The 17,485-nt window shown below is 34.8% G+C and carries 15 protein-coding genes and 1 pseudogene; 15 read left to right on the top strand and 1 reads right to left on the bottom strand.

What is annotated here, in order from left to right; all coding sequences use genetic code 11:
* Positions 1 to 851: 851 nt before the first annotated feature.
* The 8 genes from ACZ5A8_RS09335 to ACZ5A8_RS09300 all read left to right on the top strand — a co-directional run bounded on the left by ACZ5A8_RS09335 (position 852) and on the right by ACZ5A8_RS09300 (position 7,707).
* Entirely contained in the window at positions 852 to 1,076 is a 225-nt protein-coding gene (locus tag ACZ5A8_RS09335) for a hypothetical protein (protein ID WP_464533526.1), read from the top strand.
* A gap of 337 nt (positions 1,077 to 1,413) precedes the next feature.
* A complete protein-coding gene (locus ACZ5A8_RS09330) occupies positions 1,414 to 2,058 on the top strand; it encodes a tyrosine-type recombinase/integrase (protein WP_464533525.1) in 645 nt (214 codons plus the stop codon).
* A gap of 1,928 nt (positions 2,059 to 3,986) precedes the next feature.
* Complete coding sequence (locus tag ACZ5A8_RS09325) at positions 3,987 to 4,325, top strand: cupin domain-containing protein (protein ID WP_464533524.1); 339 nt, start codon at positions 3,987 to 3,989, stop codon at positions 4,323 to 4,325.
* Between the two features lie 30 nt (positions 4,326 to 4,355).
* Positions 4,356 to 4,700, top strand: a complete 345-nt coding sequence (locus ACZ5A8_RS09320) for a CGGC domain-containing protein (RefSeq protein WP_464533522.1) — start codon at positions 4,356 to 4,358, stop codon at positions 4,698 to 4,700.
* 72 nt (positions 4,701 to 4,772) lie between these two features.
* Complete coding sequence (locus ACZ5A8_RS09315; protein WP_464533521.1) at positions 4,773 to 5,180, top strand: ester cyclase; 408 nt, start codon at positions 4,773 to 4,775, stop codon at positions 5,178 to 5,180.
* A gap of 447 nt (positions 5,181 to 5,627) precedes the next feature.
* Complete coding sequence (locus tag ACZ5A8_RS09310; protein ID WP_464531437.1) at positions 5,628 to 6,620, top strand: IS701 family transposase; 993 nt, start codon at positions 5,628 to 5,630, stop codon at positions 6,618 to 6,620.
* 131 nt (positions 6,621 to 6,751) lie between these two features.
* Positions 6,752 to 7,162: a hypothetical protein gene (locus ACZ5A8_RS09305; protein ID WP_464533520.1), complete on the top strand. Its 411-nt coding sequence runs from the start codon at positions 6,752 to 6,754 to the stop codon at positions 7,160 to 7,162.
* A gap of 41 nt (positions 7,163 to 7,203) precedes the next feature.
* Positions 7,204 to 7,707 (top strand): NB-ARC domain-containing protein, encoded by a 504-nt coding sequence (locus ACZ5A8_RS09300; RefSeq protein ID WP_464533519.1) that lies wholly within the window; start codon positions 7,204 to 7,206, stop codon positions 7,705 to 7,707.
* Positions 7,708 to 7,716: 9 nt separating this feature from the next.
* On the opposite strand, the pseudogene ACZ5A8_RS09295 reads toward ACZ5A8_RS09300, so the two are convergent.
* A pseudogene (locus tag ACZ5A8_RS09295) lies at positions 7,717 to 8,761 on the bottom strand (ISAzo13 family transposase).
* 244 nt (positions 8,762 to 9,005) lie between these two features.
* Between ACZ5A8_RS09295 and ACZ5A8_RS09290 the strand changes: the two are divergent.
* The 7 genes from ACZ5A8_RS09290 (at position 9,006) to ACZ5A8_RS09260 (ending at position 17,473) form a co-directional block, all read left to right on the top strand.
* Entirely contained in the window at positions 9,006 to 9,455 is a 450-nt protein-coding gene (locus ACZ5A8_RS09290) for a hypothetical protein (protein ID WP_464529478.1), read from the top strand.
* A gap of 45 nt (positions 9,456 to 9,500) precedes the next feature.
* On the top strand, positions 9,501 to 9,926 hold the full coding sequence (locus ACZ5A8_RS09285; RefSeq protein WP_464529479.1) for a hypothetical protein: 426 nt from the start codon (positions 9,501 to 9,503) through the stop codon (positions 9,924 to 9,926).
* Positions 9,926 to 11,653: a tetratricopeptide repeat protein gene (locus ACZ5A8_RS09280; RefSeq protein WP_464529480.1), complete on the top strand. Its 1,728-nt coding sequence runs from the start codon at positions 9,926 to 9,928 to the stop codon at positions 11,651 to 11,653. Before ACZ5A8_RS09285 ends, ACZ5A8_RS09280 begins: the two co-directional genes overlap by 1 nt.
* A gap of 91 nt (positions 11,654 to 11,744) precedes the next feature.
* Positions 11,745 to 13,031 (top strand): transposase, encoded by a 1,287-nt coding sequence (locus tag ACZ5A8_RS09275; protein ID WP_464529292.1) that lies wholly within the window; start codon positions 11,745 to 11,747, stop codon positions 13,029 to 13,031.
* A 259-nt stretch (positions 13,032 to 13,290) separates the two neighbouring features.
* Positions 13,291 to 13,479 (top strand): hypothetical protein, encoded by a 189-nt coding sequence (locus tag ACZ5A8_RS09270; RefSeq protein WP_464533517.1) that lies wholly within the window; start codon positions 13,291 to 13,293, stop codon positions 13,477 to 13,479.
* Positions 13,480 to 14,399: 920 nt separating this feature from the next.
* The gene (gene tnpA / locus ACZ5A8_RS09265; RefSeq protein WP_464533516.1) at positions 14,400 to 14,846 is read left to right on the top strand and encodes an IS200/IS605 family transposase; all 447 of its coding nucleotides are present in this window, start codon (positions 14,400 to 14,402) and stop codon (positions 14,844 to 14,846) included.
* 1,595 nt (positions 14,847 to 16,441) lie between these two features.
* On the top strand, positions 16,442 to 17,473 hold the full coding sequence (locus ACZ5A8_RS09260) for a serine O-acetyltransferase (protein ID WP_464533515.1): 1,032 nt from the start codon (positions 16,442 to 16,444) through the stop codon (positions 17,471 to 17,473).
* The last annotated feature ends 12 nt before the right edge of the window (positions 17,474 to 17,485 follow it).

Here is a 17,485-nt window from a genome sequence, read left to right as displayed (position 1 = left end):
TTATAACTAGTTTAAAGAAACTGTAATCATAAAATTCTTCCCTTATGTATCAGAGATATTTCTAACAGAAATCGAAGACAGGGACAAAGAGGTGCTACTCCTAAGCCTCTATGTCCTAAATGTGGGGAATATCTTAAACGTAGCTATTCCCGTGAGTTAGTGGACGGGAAACCGAGTTATGTAGGCTCTGTGTGGGATGTCCTTCTGTTACCCTGCTGGTAAAAAAGGTAATGTTAATATTGATGGTAATAACCCCACAAGTTTAGATATCCAATGATCCTGATTTATTTTATTTAAATGCTACTTGTAATTAACTAAATCAAACAGTGGTAAATGGGATACTCCAAACACTGGACAATTATAATACTTATAATACTAACAATGGGCATTTGGATTTAACGGAAATGCTGTACTATCAATTCTAGGAATAGCACATGCAAATAATTTAACTACTAAATAATGGAAGGTTCAAAATTTAGAAAAATAAACCAGTAGAGATTTAATAAGTATTAGGGATCTAAGAAATCTTTAGAACAAAAGTTACATAAACGTTTTATGTTTAGGGGCCCGGTGGGTCACAAATACCTATCCTTTACAGACTGTCAGACAATTTAATTTCAGGACAAAACGGTGACAAAAAAAGCATTTAAGACTTTTAAATTAGAAAAACAGAGAATGGCAGAAATTGCAGTATCTATGAAAAATTATAGAAACAATTTTTTCTACGTCTTGTCGATACTTTGCTTTTTTGTAGTAATGAGTAACGCTTATTTGCTGTATAATGACTGTTTTCTACTTGTTTGCGTATCTTCATAAACAATAAGATACAATAGTAGCTTGGGGTGAAAACTGTGCACAAATTTATAAAAATCGTGGCTTACATCTTAGCGATAATAGGACTTGCTCATGTTGTAAAACACATCATGCATTGCAAAGAATATCGCTGTTTGTGTGGCTGGCATAAAATAAAAGTAGAAGATGAAAAACCAGCTGATTCAACTGTGTCGCATAAAATAAAAGTAGAGGATGAAAAACAACAGGGTTCAAGGTACGGCTCTAATCCGATCCGTTATTAACCCGACAAACATAAGTTGAAGAATTATGCCAGGATAGACCGTTATTCGTAGAAATACTTCTACAGGTGCGATTCGATTTTCAGGCGCTCTGAAAAAATATCTACTGATCGGTGACGGATTCGGAAAGATAGAAATTCAAGAAACAAAAACTAAAAAACAGATACAAAAGGCTACGTATAAAAAAGAGAAATGATTAACGAAAAAGAAGGAAACAAATTTTTTGTTTCCTGCTCACTTCAGCAGTTTAATCATTTCCCTTCCAAAATCCAGGTAGCAATATACATTATCCAATATTATATATTATGCGTTGTATAATTATTAATTGGAGTAGATTTCTATGGATACGCATAATATAGTTAACTTTTGTATTGAGAATAATATTTCCGAACATAACCAGAGCATTGTCCTTGAGTATCTAAAGGATCTGAATCGTAGTGGTTTGAAGGAAGCTACCATTCGCAACAATGAGCATTTTTTGCGGTTTTTATTGACACATACTAAAACCGACCTGGATAAGTTGACCAAGAAGGATGTTAATGATATTCAAGATGCGATAAACGATTGGACAAAGAAAAATGGTAAGCCTGCCAGTCCTACAAGTAAGATGCAATACAAAATTACGTTTCAAAGGTTCCTGAAAGGATATGGTGCAAGCATTAATAATAAAGAGCTAATTGAGCTTGCAAAGTTCGGGTTTGCTAAAGTAGAAGGCAAAAAATTAGAGTCCGAAGATATCCTTAGTGAGGAAGAAGTTGAGAAAATAATTGCGTGTTGTATTGGCATCAGGGATAAAGCATTGGTAGCCATTATTTATGAGTTGGGAGCAAGAGTTGGGGAAATTCAGAATTGTAAAATAGGCGATGTTAAAGACCATCTATATGGATTCCACATAATATTAAACGGGAAGACTGGGAAGAGTCAGATTTACTTACATACCTACAACAAGATCCAACCTTACTGGCTAAAGTTTCATCCAAAATAAAGTAATTTTTTTGCTCCTTTTCCCACGTAGATGGCATTAGGAGCCCGCCAACGGCGTGTAGCCATCATATATTGACTTCCTGACAATTGCCCCCTATGGAAAGCCTATACCTGAACTCTAATTATCTCGATCATCAAAGAGTCAAGGAACACATTTTTAAAAACAGGAATGACTGTTCCAGGAATTTTTACATGTGGAACAGCCAGATTGGTATTGAATGATTTTGTGGGTTCTAATCCATTCCTGAACTAAACTTTTTGCATCGGATATTGGATTTCGCTTTTACTTTCTATAAATACAGAAATACTGCAAAAAGGCTGGATATCTCCATAATATCTCTCAAAACTTATTTTTTCAAATCTATTCCGACTCATGAATTCCCAATAAACAATTAATCTATTTTGGAATCTAATTACTGGATAAAAGCAAAAGCAGTACATGATTTGAAAAGTTAGAGCAATGTAAATCAAATTAAAGACAATAAATTAGATTAATAAGGTAAAATATAATATAAATGGAAGGTGTTTATTCCTCTCCCATTTCTTTTCTAAATTCAACGTAGTCTCTCTCGACTTCTTCGAGTTCGCATTCCATATTTATCCACTCACTTTATGATTCTTTATGTCGATGCCTTATGCAAAAATCATTATTGAATCAAGTCTTGCAGTACCTGCTTTTGTCCAGTAGTTGCAAATGTCACAATACTGAGTCTTGTCAGCTGAGTTCATTTTCAGTTCAGAATTACATTTTGGACATGTTTTTAGATGTTTCATGAATAAACCCCATATATTATTATTTTAAACTCGATAATTTTTATTCTAAGTTCGATAATAAATCTTTAGAGTGCATAGTGTAATAAGAAGCCCAGAGGTGCTGAATTTACTATATCCCCCAATACAGCCTCTTCGAATATTATGCTCCCCCAAGCAGATGATTCGAAGAAGGATCAGCAACCTCCAGGAGATTCTGTTCTGATGATACCCCAGTTCTGTTCCCCAACTCCAGCACATAGTAATTTCACAAATTATATAAAATAAATTCTATCAAAAATTGTTTTCAAGCAAAAAATAATTTGGCGTAAAAAATTTCGAGCCAATTATAGATCTTTTAGATAGGGCTTATGCACTTTAGGAAAAATCAATTACATTTGATGTTTTCTCAGAAATTCGAGCTGGTTTTCCGGCCTTTGCATCTATTTGCATCTAATATGTACCTTCTTTTGAAAACTCGGAGATGACTTTACTTGAAGCTAAAGAATGCTATTACCAGTATGCTTACTAAATGACCTGTGACAGTTTTGTAGGTTGTAAATTTTCTGTTATCGCTTTTGCCAGAATTGTGCATTAATTCCCTGAATATGAATTTATTAAAGCAGTAGAAAGGATTGATTATTGAGATGAGGTAAGATGCATTGGTAACTTACCTATTTCTCGCAAACTTTCCTTTACTACTTTGGGAGTATGGGGAGTCACGAATACTTCGTCCTTTGCAGCTTAGGTCAAATTCCTAACCACACACATATACCTAGAAGCCACGCTAAGCCTCGCAGCCAAGCTTTTAGCCACTTCTAAGTTTAATATCTCCCAGCTTCCGGGAAGCCATGTAATTAAGGGATTTTCAACGCTGCACTTTAGCCAGAGGATATAATCCAAGCTCTAGCTTGTGAAATTAAGTTTTCATTATTAAGGTACCCATATCGAAACTGTCTCCTATATATGAGCCACTATCATATAGAAAAATAGTATTCTAATGTATTTTTTACGGATATATTTCTCCAATTATGTACTAGTGTTGTGTCAACAGCAAAATATCGTACAAAATCAATCATAACTATTCTAAACACTAAATCTGCGAGCGTTGACGTAATACTAGCATAAATTACCAAAGTAAGCTTAAAAAATAAAAATTTGTTAAAAAGAGGAAATAGTGTGAAAGTTATTGAGATGAAATCTTCACCTGAAAAACCAAATCCTCACAATGTGAGCGTTCGGACTCTTTATGATACAGAACATGCTCAGGCAGTACATATTGAACTAAAGCCCGGAGAAGCCTTAAAAAAACACGCCACCCCCACTGACGTGTTTTTTTATATTCTTGAAGGGAAAGGAATTGTTGAGATTGGTGATGAACAACAGGAAGTGAGAAGGGACATGTTAATTGAAAGTCCTGCAAAAATTCCTCACCGCCTTCTGAATCCCGGAGATGGAATCTTTCGGGTACTTGTTGTTAAAGTCCCGAGGCAAACTGAATCCACACGCCTGCTTTAAAAATCAGAAATAAGTTTATGTGAGAAAGTAATGGAAAAAACAACGAATCTTATAAAGATAGCAGTTGTCCGCTGTGATATCGTCTCGGAAGCCTGTCCGGGAGTGGGCTGCTTTAAGGCTTTTAACGAGAGAAAGTCACATTTTGAGCCCTACAGTAAAGACACAGAGATGATTGCCTTTTTCACATGCGGAGGCTGTTCAGGCAGGAGGGTATACCGGCTGGTAAATGCCCTCAAAAAGCATGATCCGGATGTTGTACACCTCAGTTCCTGCATGCTTATGGAAGACACCTATCCTAAATGTCCCAATCTGGATAGTATAAAAAAAACAATTCAGGATGCGGGCATAAAAGTTGTGGAAGGAACCCACCACTAAATACTCAGGTCAACAAACAGACAGCAGTAGAAAACACTAAAAACATGATAGATAAAACAAATGGAGGAAAATATGTCTACAGAAGAGAACAAAGCAATAGTTCGACAATTCTTTGAGGAAGGCCCCTCTAAAGGGAATTTAAGCATTGCTGACAAGTTACTGTCACCTGATTTCACTCTTCATGTTCCTCTTCCTGTATCTCCAGGAATCAATGGAATAAAAGAAGTAATTACCTCGTGCAGAGCAGCCTTCGAGCATCTCAATGTTACAATCGAAGATATGATTGCCGAAGGAGATAATGTGGCTGCTCGCTTCGCAGCCCATGGTATACATAAAGGCGATTTTATGGGCCTGCCGACCACAGGAAAGCCAATAACCATGACTGGTATAGAGATCTTCCGAATTAAGGACGGTAAGATTATCGAGTTGTGGGGTGAGGCTAACCTTCTTGGCCTTATGCAACAACTAGGCATAAAATAATCTGTATACCGAAGACAAAAATAGAGTCTATAACGAGTCCAAAAAATATAAAATGGTTGCTCTAATGTAATTAATAGGCTTTTAGCTCGTGGTTGCCCTTATTCCAACTCCAAACACGTGTATATATCCAGTAACCACACTAATCAGCGCTAGCCCTCGTAAACTAAGCTTCCTGATATTTGCCTATGGCTAAAAATAGAAATCCGATTTTTGATTACAATATATCCCGAACTTCATGTGATCGATGATTGAAATTGACGACCCTAATATTCTGTTGCTTATGGGGTACACCAGCAAAACTTGATTTTTGGAATTAATTCGAAATCCCTATATCAAGGGTACTCTAATTCTACACTGTTATAGGACTTACGCACTTGAAATGCCGACAACTTAATGTCATTTAAAATATAATTATATTTTATTGATTCCCCAAAAACGTACGGAGTTATGGATATAAATCCACCCAAATGTAACGACATTGAATACATTAATTTTCTCATTGCAGCTTCTAACGTTTTTAGTTGCACTGAAGCTGCTAGATGTTATCCAAACGTAGCTAATGCTCCTTCTCATGACGCTTTCACTCGTTGCCTTCAAAGGCAACCTCCAGACACAGAAGCGTTATGGGAGGAAGTAAAAAATTATGTCAAGCTTGAGGAAGGCTACCTAATTGTTGACGATTCAACATTAGATAAACCATACGCAAAAGAAATGGCTTTTGTTCGTCGTATGTGGAGTGGAAAACATCATCATACTGTAAAGGGGATAGGCCTGGTTACCTTAGTTTGGACAGACGGTACAACCGTTATACCTGTTGATTTTCGAATTTATAACATCGATGAAGACGACAAAACAAAGAATGATCATTTCCTTGATATGCTTGACAAAGCCGAAGAACGTGGTTTTAATCCCGAATTTGTTTTGTTTGATACATGGTATGCAAGTGTGAAAAACCTTAAAGCAATAACGAAGAAAGAATGGCATTTCCTTACAAGGCTAAAAAATAATCGTTTGGTAAATCCTGACAACAAAGGAAATGTGCCACTTGAAACAGTAGAAATTCCTCCAAAAGGAATTGTGGTTCACCTAAAAGCATATGGATTTGTAAAGGTGTTTCGGATAGTTTCAAAAGATGGAGACACGCAACACTGGGTTACAGATATGCAGGATATGGATGAATCAAAACGTGAAGATTTGGCAAAGAAGTCATGGAAAATTGAGGAATACCATAGAGGGATTAAGCAGTTCTGTGGTGTCGAAAAATGTCAGGCAAGAAAGGATGAGTCACAGAGAGCACATATAATGTTCTCATTAAGAGCTTTTCTCAGACTGGAATTACAAAGAATCAAAAGTGGAATATCCTGGTTTGAAAGTGCTATGAAAATTAGAAGAGTGGCAGTGACAGCATATTTAAATAATCCTCTGTACACATTAAATTAATTTATATGTTCGGGGAGTGGGAAAAAACGATGTGCTAAGAGCCAACTGCGTAACTCCTATGTTAAATGAAATAACCCTTAAACACTACCATAATTGGTAAGAAATTTAATTCAAATTTGAGAGAGGTCTTAATGTCAGAAGAAAGTGATTCCAAGGACATGAGGGATGAAGCTTACGGAATAAGTACTGATGGAAATGTACACATTGGCAATATTAATGGGCAGTTTGCGATTGGGAAAAACATATCCCAAGTACAGTACATGCCTGCTATTGACATTGAACAGCTTAGGAAAAGCCTCCTTGCTTTTAGGGAAGAATTCGTTAAACTGGATCTTTCTTCCGAAGAGCAGGAGATCGTCAAAGGCGATGTAAGTGCCGCCCTCAAAGAAGCCGGAAAAGAAGAACCCAGATTACCCAACATCAAAACAAGAGTTGAGAATGTTATCGAAACTTTTAAAGATGCCGGAAAAACCGTGAAAAACATATCAGAAACATGTGGTTCTTTAAAGATAGTAGCTGGTCTACTCGGTATAGTACTCTGATTACGGCTTGATAAAGGATTTGCTGGTTCGAGGTTTTTCACATGACAGCAGATGAGTCATCGGTTCCAACAATAGATGTGGGTGGAAGCTTCAGACAGGGAGATATCTCCGGTCAAAACGCTGTAGGTAACAATATAAACCAATTCGACCATTGCATTATAAATTATTCTGATGGCTCAAGGGTATATGAACGCTCATGGATTTATACACAGGGCGTTAGACCGGAAATCGATTCAAATAAAATATTTGGAAGAGAAAAGGATATTGAAAATATAGATAATATTTTAAAAAATAATTCTGCTCTAGCTATTACGGGGTTTTGTGGAACTGGTAAATCTACTATAGCAAGCATGTACGTTAAGAGAATAGAAGAAAGGGGAGAATTCTCAGGAATATACTGGCGTAAAGTGAATGAAACAACTGATATAAATGAAATTATAGGTAGTTTTTTCACTATCATTGGTAAATATATTGAGGGCCTTGATAAAAAATACAAAATTGAAGACAAGCTAAATCTCTTTTTTAAAGAATTAAGGAATGATTGAAAAATAACTTCAAGTTTTAACTTCTGGAATAGCTGTATAATTCCATTTTCCCAAATAATCATCAAAGACAATTTTCATTTTTTCCTTAAAGTTTTCACTTACTTTTCTTCCCGTAGCATAAACTTTATTTTTGATGGTTGAAAACACATTCAATCCTGTGCATGTATACGTCCTATCAACAAGGCTTTTAACAACATCAATAGTGCTGAAAACAGTACCTTTGCAGGCACTTGTAACATGACAGAATAACCTGTGTTCTATTGGATTGTATTTCGAAGTATATGGTGGATAGTGAGCCATTCTGATTTCAATCCCAATTTCATTTACCAGCTTTTGCAGATCTTCCTTGAAAATATAATGCCTGCTTGAGTTGCTTCCACCACCATCTGCTAAGGTTAAAATGCTATTTGCCTTAGGATAGTTTTCCTTACCGTATTTTTCCCACCAGTATTTAATGCAGTCACAACAAAACTCACTTGTATCTTTACTGGTTCCTAAAGTGATGTATCCTTCGTTACGTTTCAGGTCATAAATACCATGTGGAATTACAAAACCATCTGAAAATGTATTGAAATCGTGGTCATATACCTTTACTGTCTGGGTACAGTAGATTTTACCGTCACGGTAGAAATTACCGATGACTTCTTTTTTTTACGTCTATACTGATTATCGGATTCTCGCTTTTTACGTACTCTTCTTTGAGCTTGTTAATCTTCTCAAACTGCTCATTTCTGCCTTTACAGTCTTTCATAGTGACAGATTTTTGCATTTTTCTCTTTACAAAACCATGTTTCTTTAAGAGCTGCTTTACTACATGTGGACTTATGTTCATGCCTTTTGCTTCAAAAGCCTTTGAAATGCCCTTGAGACTCAGATTCGTCCATTTTATTTCTTTATCCGTAGGGCTTCCAGCCGTATGATGTTTTAGAATGTCAAAGAAAACTTCATCAATATTTTCAAATGTATCGATGATTTTCTTTTTTCCTCCGCCAGACTTTCGAATCCTGTTACCTGGTTTTTCTATACCATTAGTGATTTCATTAATTCCAGCCATAACAGTTTGAAAATGACAGCCTAGAACACTACTTATGTAGTTTTGTCCCCCATGTCCTAATTTCATTGCTTCTATGGCTGCATATCTTCTTCGATCTTTCTCATTTAAAGTGTTATAAAACGCTTTCATCTGTTTTTCAATTTTTTCAGAATATTTTGTGTGCAGCATTAAAGTAAATTCCTTGTCATTTCTAACAGATTTTAATCAATATTATATGACAATAAAAATACTTTAAATTATATATTTGTTATTCCTAAGTATTATCATAGGTTCCGGATTAATTGGTTCTATATCTTCACTCATTTTTCGATATTTTGATATAAATAATAAGAAGAAGGCTACTTTATATTATCCTCTTTTTTTATCTTGTATTGCTATTATTGAAGCTGTTAATGAGAGTGAAAAAATAGGGATTGATAATAGTAAAAAACAATTAATTTCTTCTTCAAAGATTTTAGACCAAATTGTTTACAATCATGGTAGTCTCATATACCTTGAAGGGATTGATTTACAAAGGCTATTAAAAATGAAATCAGACCTTGATAAAAATATTCAGTCTTTCGCAGATATTACTCCAAGAGCTTTAAAGGATTTGTTAAAAAGTGCAGAATTTATTGAAATTAAAAATAATGCAATTTATCTGCAAAGTATTTCTAAAAATAATGTGAAAACTTTAAGGGAAATTCTGGTGTAAAAAGCAATGGGAACATATTATATAATATTGTCCTGTAGGAATCTTTTGCTCGAGAACACAAATATTCAAGAATATATAAATGACAGGATACCTACTTCATCAAATACTTTAGTAAAATGTATATCTAAGCATAATGATTTATTATCTTCCAAATCTACAATTGATAAACGTGAAGGTAGTAGTATCTATGTAGTTAATACTAATGAAATAACGGATTATGTTAGCTCCTGGGAACTCGGATATGTAATGGGTAAAGGATTACCTGTTATAGGCTATCCAGAATGTGAAGGCGCGATAAATATTCCGGAAGATATGAAAAATCTTATCATACCTATACCCAAAGATATCGATCAGTTTATGGAAGAAATTAACCTTGCGCTTAATGACTTAACTCCAAAAGAAGAAGTTATTAAAGAAGAATGGAATAAACAGCCTAAATCTGCTAAAAAGGAACATGAGAGGGAAATTTAATGGTATTTCGAAGAGTGAACTCTAGGAGATTACAACAAGCAAAAAATTTTCAAGAGAATGCCATTAAATTGCATAATATAGGAGAATGGGATAGGGCTCTCGAACTTTATGAAAAAAGTATGAAGATACAAGATGAACTCGGAGATAAGAAAGGAATTTCACTTTCTTATGTTAACCTCGGAAATTTGTATAGTGACAAAGGTGAGTGGGATAAAGCGCTGGAATTATACGAAAAAAGTTTGAAAATAAAAGAAGAACTTAAAGATAAGAAAGGAATTGCAATTGTTTACAATAACTTCGGAAGTACATATGGAAAAAAAGGTGAACTAGATAAGAGTCTGAACTTTTTTGAAAGAAGTCTAAAAATAAGGGAAGAAATTAGAGATAAGAAAGGAATTGCAAGTTCTTATAAAAATCTTGGCGTTTGGCACCATGATAAAGGCGAATGGGATAAAGCACTGGAACTGTATGAAAAAAGCTTGAAAATTAGAGAAGACCTCAGAGATAAGAAAGTAATTGCAAATTCTTATGTTAGCTTAGGGGTTTTATATAGTGATAAAGGTGAATGGGATAAAGCACTGGAATTATTCAAAAAAAGTTTGAAAATACAAGAAGAAATTAGAGATAAGAAAGGAATTGCAAGTTCTTATAAAAGCCTCGGAAACTTATATGAAAATAAAGGTGAGTGGGATAAAGCGTTCGAGTTATATGAAAAATGTTTGAGAATAGAAGAAGAACTTGGAGATAAACAAGGAATTTCAGGTTCTTACAATAATCTTGGTGTCATATACTATAATAAAGGCGAATGGGATAAAGCACTGGAACTGTATGAAAAAAGCATAAAAATAAAAGAAGGACTTGGGGATAAGCAAGGAATTGCAAATTCTTATAATAGCTTTGCTGAGTGGTATAAAAATAAAGGCAAATGGGATAAAGCACTGGAAATATATGAAAAAAGTTTGAAAATAAGAGAAGAACTTGGAGACAAACAAGGAATTTTAAATTCTTACAATAGTCTTGGCGAACTAAACATCAAAAGTGGTAATTGGGACAATGCAAAAAAGTATCTTGAAGATTCTCTCAAAATAGCAGAAAAACTTGCCCCTATATTGACAACTCCAATGCTTAAAAATTTGGGGGAATTATCAATACTTGAGGATAGGTATATTGATGCCTTAAATTTTCTTAACGAATCAATGAATATTATTAAAGATGTTGGAGCAAGACCTCAAGAGATTAGCATCTTCGAAAAATTTGGGGACATGTATTTAAGTAAATATATAGCTGAAGAGAAAGCAGAAATAAATAGCCTTGAATTAGCAGAAAAAAACTATCTTAATGCTTTTGAGCTTTCAAAGAGTATGGGAGCCCTTTTTCAGGAATCAACTATTGGTAGATGTCTTGGAATAATTGCCTCCAAAAAAGGAAACATGGAGGAGTCAGAGAGACACTTCCTAAAGTCAATAGAAATTCTTATGAAGCTGGGTGCTTCCTTTGAATTGCAAAAAACAATATTCGAATATGCAAGAACTCTTTATGAGAATAATAATTTATTTGAAGCTGAAATTAGAGCAAAATCAGTCGCATTCGATGCCCAAAAAGATCAGAATTATGAATTGCTTAGGAAAGTATATTTATTACTTGGAGACATTGCAGCGAAACAGGATAATAAATACGAATATTACCTCAAATCTCTAGAAACTGCGAAGTTTAATCCTAAAATTTAGAGACTTTTTATTATTTTCTGGTCTTCATATTTTCTCCATAAATCATGCAAAACAATAAAATTTTAATTATATTGAGATAAATTTTCTATTTATGGGAAAAGGAAATGTCGCAATAGATAAGTCAATGATAAAAACGGTAGTTGACGGTAAAATAATGATTCCTTTGCCAAAAGTTTTGGTTGGAAATCGATACTATCCTATGTTTTCCGTATTATCTCCTACTCATTGTGCTGATTGTGGCAATAAGTTACATGTGAACTCTCACTACACTCGTTTTATTTTATCAAGTCACGGCACTATAGCTCTCAATGTTACATACTGGTTTTGTCCTGTTTGTAAGAAACCTTTTCATGATCAGATTATTGGTGTTCCTGGTTCTGCAAATTACAGTTCTGAATATTATGATAAACAAATGAATGTTAGATATGATGGACGATGCAGTCTACACAATTCTCGGCAAATTGGAGAAACATATACAGAAGGCTTGACAGCCTTCTGTGGTAGAGCTCCTTGTGCAACTTCATTATGGTTATATGAACAGAAACATGCAGAACTTTCAAAGCAAGAACTTTTAGATCAAGAGATTGGCTTTGATGAAACATTGTATGTTGATGGGGATTGGATCAAAAAAGGCTGGAAAAAGAGACTTGAAGAGTTGATTGGAAGAAAGCTTACAGAAAAAGAATGGAAAAAAATGCGATATCAATCTGTTTACGTTATTGCTACTAAAGAAAAGGTAGTTTTGGATTTTGAGGTAACTGACAGATTACCAACGATTGAAGCTCTGATTCCTCTTTTCAGACGAATAAAAAACCGATTTCCTGAAGGCAAAATACAAAAAATTGTTTCTGATGAAGATAAAGCAATCATTGGAGCTGTAAAGAGTGTCTTCCCTGAAGTAGCTCACTCCTTTTGTGTGTTTCATCAATTAAAAAACGTTAGCAAGAGATACTATGAAGAATTCAACTCTGTTGAAGATATTCCAGATAATGATAAGGTTGTGTCCAATGAAATATATCAGTTGATACGTTCTGATACGGTCATCAGTGCTGTTGTATGTATTCAAAAGATACGAGAATTCTACTCTAATCTGGAACTTTCAAAAGCGTCTCAGAAAGCGATTTCTTATGCAGAAGAGATTTTCAAGAAAAATGTAAGCTTCTTGAAAAAAGGGTTTACACCTGAGACAGATAATACAATGGAACAGATATTTTCTTTGATAGGTGATATCGTAGACAAAGCAAGATCATTTAAAACCGATAGTGGCCTAACTAATTTTTGTTACAATTTATTTACTTATTTCAACAAACGGTGTTTCAGTACTGGTAAATGGAAAGGATTCTCACCCTTAATGAGGGCAAGATTCCAGTATGGATAAAAGTAAAGAGTAAATGGAAACTTTCAGTTTTAATCTGCAGCTTTACAGCGGTAGCTATCGAATAATTATGGCAAAAATAAGAAATTGATGTACAAAATCTAGATATTAGTGGAGCGACTTTTCCAAAATGAGGAAAAATGTTAAGGGATTTGGGTGAAATTCAATTGTTTTTTTAAAATTGGAGAAGAACCATAAAAAATTAAAAAGACTCAAAATTTACGTTAGAAATTGCTATCATTTAATTTTCCGAATGCAAAAGATGGATAATGATGAGTTAATGAAGTTCATAATAATGTTAAAAGAACAAAATGAAGAAAAGTACTTTGACCTCTTCCTTGAGGCTGTGCGTAATAAAATTGAAGATAAGAATTATGATCTAAGCGAGCTCCCAAGTAGTTTAGCTAAAGAACTGGAAAAATTCGAGACAGCACCTTCATCAATATTATAATTTATATTTTTGAATGCTTTAATTTCCTTCTTTTTTTCTTTATATTCATTTTTACCTTTCACCAGTCCTATCTTGATAGCAGAAATGGTTTTTATTGACTGAAACTGGAATTTTTAAAAAGGCATATTGTTAACCGGAGGTGTATTATATCTTCATATACGCTCTAACTAACTCTTCGTCAACTTTTATCCTTGTATCTCCTTAATAAACAAAATAAAAACGAAGTAGACTTATACCCGTATATTAGTATTTTATCTCTGCTGTTCTAAAATCAGTATTTGTTCTATGAGCCGGTCTTAGCTACAGGGTGACTTGATAAATACTATGCCCTGTCGCCTTAGGTATGTACTTGTTTTCAATAACGGGTTTCGATAGGGCTATTATATATGATCTAATGTACAAAATCGGGGTTCTAGAGTTTGAGAACGTATGGCTCGGGCTGGCGGGTAGTTCTCAATGGTGGGCATAAGGGTTACCTAATACCTACGTATGGCTCGCGGCGGTATCTGTGGGCAGTTGGTATTAGGTGCGGGTGCTAAGGGTCTAAGACCTGTCGCATGGCTTGGGCGGTGCTGTGGGTAGGCTGGTCTTGTTCTTTGCGTGTAAAGACTGGGTGGAACTTTAGGTATATCTCTGTAGGTTTTCCTAAAGCTGGCTTCTTTGTCCGGTCTTTCCCTGCTGGCAGGGTAGCAAAAAGAGGTATTTTTCTTAATCCTTTCTAGATTTGGTACAGATTGATTGCCTAATTTGACGAAGGAGGAAGTTAAGCCGAAACGGGAGGGAAAGCTTGCCTTCCCTTCTTAATAAATTTAGTTTATTTCAGTCGAATACCCCGCTAGCTTGCTGCGGGGATGGAAAACTTCCCTGGCAACCGTTGTAAAATAATTGATTTTATATTCTTAATCACCTTTGTACTGTAGATGGAATTAAGACATGCAAACCATTGTGTATACAAAATAAGATACCACATGGTTTTTTGTGTGAAGTACCGTAAAAAACTTCTCTTAAAGAGTGAACTCATCATATTTTTAAAAAATACATGTTTTGGCATTGGTGAAAGGTACCGTTTTGAGTTTGATGCAATTGGTACCGATGGTGATCATGTCCATCTTTTTGTTGGAGCTGAGCCAAAATATTCTCCTTCGAGAGTCATGCAAATTATAAAAAGTATTACAGCAAGACAAATCTTTAAAGAATATCCTGAGATCAAAAAACAGTTATGGGGTGGTGAATTCTGGAGTGATGGAGGTTACATTGGAACTATAGGAGACGGAACAACTTCCGATGTTATAAAAAACTATGTTCAAAACCAGGGAAACCAGGAAGAAAAAGAAGAATATCAGCAAATGAAAATATTAGATTTTTAATAACCGTAAAACCAGAGCGGTGGCGCGAACATACCCCGTTGCTTGCAGCGGGGTGCGCCACCGCAACTTTGATTATTTAAGAGGCTGTCTTAAAATTCAAATCAATTATACAAATGGATAATGAGTACAATTTACGTTAACTATGGATATCACTTTGTCCTATAAACCTGTGAGCTGAATTTATAAAATCAAATGCTATAGACATCATGAATTAAATCCACTTTATAGGTAGTTAACAGTTTAATGCTATAGTTTTTAATTCAAACGTATTAATCCTATCCTAGTTGTGAGATCAAGTTGAATTTTAAGACACGCTCTAAAAGCCTTAAATACCGCTAGGTCACTGGAAAAAAAGAAGAAAAAGCAGCAGTAACGATAAACGTGGTACGGCTCTTCGTTGTTTGTATGGGAAATATTATATAAAACTACTCCATTGGTCATCGGTTAAGGAGAAATCGTTATCAATTGCATCGATTTCAACAAAATTTGTCAAATTATTCATCTCTATTAAGCTGAAGTTTGTCGGTAAGTGGGGAGGATTACTTCTCTTTCTCCCCTAGGAACGGAGCTTGAGACTTCCACCTCACACCGCTCTAGTGTCATCAAATCTTTTCTGCATCAGGCACCAGTATTATCCACAACTAATTTTGTGATTCTGGATAACAGCCCACAACAAATTGTCTGTTAACCTCTCACATATCGGTGTCGTTGAGTATCTCACATTCGTAGGTTTGTTTCCGTCACACATGAAGACACCACCAGTAAGTCTGCATCTTTTCAGATCGAGGCAAAGCTTGAACCTCTATCCAAACCATTACGGATTGGTATTCGCTTTTTACTGACTCCTCCACCCTCAATGCTATCGTCATCCCTCGCGGAATCCTACCCATTAAGGAGGGCTTACCTAGTTCCGTGTCAGAGACATTTTGATTTCTTTAGGAGCTATCTACAGATTGGGAATCTCTTCGTCTGTCTGCCACTCCGCAGTTTAACAGGAATAGCGGGATCCCATGCCATTTTGGCCCAAATGTATCTCCTGTTTTTACTTGCTATCATTACGATCCTTACGATGATTCAGCATTAGCTTCCCCATGGCGCCATTTTATCTAGTAGATTGAACAGATCAAGGATTCCATTTTTTTTTCACGTTGTCCTGTGGGCTTCACACCCTCCCGTTACATGAATGCATGCCACGGTAGAGACACCTTAAGCGGAAAGGGAGACAGATTGGTCCGTAATATTTAATACAGCTTTCTTGTCGCACACATCCATAGAGAATGACGAAGAGCCATAATTTGTTGTTTAAAATTAGTAGATCAAGACATTATAAATCCAGTGTGGGTAATATATTGTCTACTAAATATATTTGAATTTAAAGATTGCGTATACGATCATCCAAAATAGGGGAATAGATTTAAATCTTAAAACTAGTTTGAATTTAAAAAGTAAGGAACAATTTTTAGAAGACATATTTTTAATAATTATCGAAACGTATATATTGTTATTAGTTTATACTTTCCTTAATAATCTCGATTTATAATGATAAATATGTTATCATTCAATTAATTGCAGTTCTTCAACGAGGGTGAGCAAAAATGTCATCAGATAGAGACTATATAAAGATGCTACATACAGAAATAAGTAATATAATTGATGAGCATATGCCAAAAAATATTCTCTTTACTCTAGGTCTATCACAAGTAGATCTTGAATGGATTTTTGAACAAAGTTTAAGATTGAGCTTAGAAGATCTTATGGCATTTTTTGAAAATGATCCCGAAATGAAAGATAAAGTAGAGACCGAATTAGGTACCTATTTAGCACTCAAAGCTGTAATGGCTTATCGAGTTGCCAATGTTTTCTATAACTTTAAAAATTACAACTATGAAAAGATTGAGTCAATATTTCATCACAGAGCCTTTAGAATAGCTGAGATTTCAAAAAGAGAGACTAGTGTTTATATACATCCTGCGGCCAAGATCGGTAAAAAGTTAACTATAGAGTATGGGACATCTACAGTCATTGGCGAGGATGTAGAAATGGGAGAGCGATGTTACATCCATCATGGAGTGATATTAGGTTCAATTCCAATAAATCCTAAAGACGGAGGGCATCCAACAATAGGAAACAACGTATGCATTGGAGGTTGCGCTAGAATTTTAGGTCCAGTGAAAATTGGTGACAATGTTTTAATCAGCCCTTATTGTGTAGTAACCGAAAATGTCCCTTCAAATTGTGAAGTGTTAATAGTTAATCAACTTCAATTATTGAAACATAAACGAGAAAATGACCCTGATAAAATAAATATTTTTGGTATTGTCCCAGATACTGATGGCATTTTTACTATATACGGATCCAATTTAAAAGATTTAAATATACAGATCCTTACCTCGCAAATACATAACTTAGACACTGATCCAGATAATAATCAGACAATTAAAGTTTCAAAACTCGAAGAAGGAACTAATTTCATTAAATTGCAAATATCTTTAAATGAAGAAGTGCCATATAATACTGTATCTATCGAGAAAAGAGATCATATATATATATTTCTAAGAAATAAATCAACCACATGTGTAACTAAATCATTTGGTTTTTTACAAGTTTTAGATTCTATACTTAATTAATTGAGATGTTAA

Source organism: Methanosarcina subterranea (assembly GCF_055385895.1).
The sequence above is the reverse complement of the archived record's forward strand: the minus strand, read 5'-3'. Positions and strand labels throughout refer to the sequence as shown.

Bases quoted from the DNA above. Each gene is read 5' to 3' on its own strand.
- ACZ5A8_RS09330 (WP_464533525.1), top strand. From the start codon at position 1,414: ATGGATACGCATAATATAGTTAACTTTTGTATTGAGAATAATATTTCC.
- ACZ5A8_RS09320 (WP_464533522.1), top strand. From the start codon at position 4,356: ATGGAAAAAACAACGAATCTTATAAAGATAGCAGTTGTCCGCTGTGAT.
- ACZ5A8_RS09315 (WP_464533521.1), top strand. From the start codon at position 4,773: ATGTCTACAGAAGAGAACAAAGCAATAGTTCGACAATTCTTTGAGGAA.
- ACZ5A8_RS09310 (WP_464531437.1), top strand. From the start codon at position 5,628: ATGGATATAAATCCACCCAAATGTAACGACATTGAATACATTAATTTT.
- ACZ5A8_RS09305 (WP_464533520.1), top strand. From the start codon at position 6,752: ATGTCAGAAGAAAGTGATTCCAAGGACATGAGGGATGAAGCTTACGGA.
- ACZ5A8_RS09300 (WP_464533519.1), top strand. From the start codon at position 7,204: ATGACAGCAGATGAGTCATCGGTTCCAACAATAGATGTGGGTGGAAGC.
- ACZ5A8_RS09280 (WP_464529480.1), top strand. From the start codon at position 9,926: ATGGTATTTCGAAGAGTGAACTCTAGGAGATTACAACAAGCAAAAAAT.
- ACZ5A8_RS09275 (WP_464529292.1), top strand. From the start codon at position 11,745: ATGGGAAAAGGAAATGTCGCAATAGATAAGTCAATGATAAAAACGGTA.
- ACZ5A8_RS09270 (WP_464533517.1), top strand. From the start codon at position 13,291: ATGGATAATGATGAGTTAATGAAGTTCATAATAATGTTAAAAGAACAA.
- tnpA (WP_464533516.1), top strand. From the start codon at position 14,400: ATGGAATTAAGACATGCAAACCATTGTGTATACAAAATAAGATACCAC.
- ACZ5A8_RS09260 (WP_464533515.1), top strand. From the start codon at position 16,442: ATGTCATCAGATAGAGACTATATAAAGATGCTACATACAGAAATAAGT.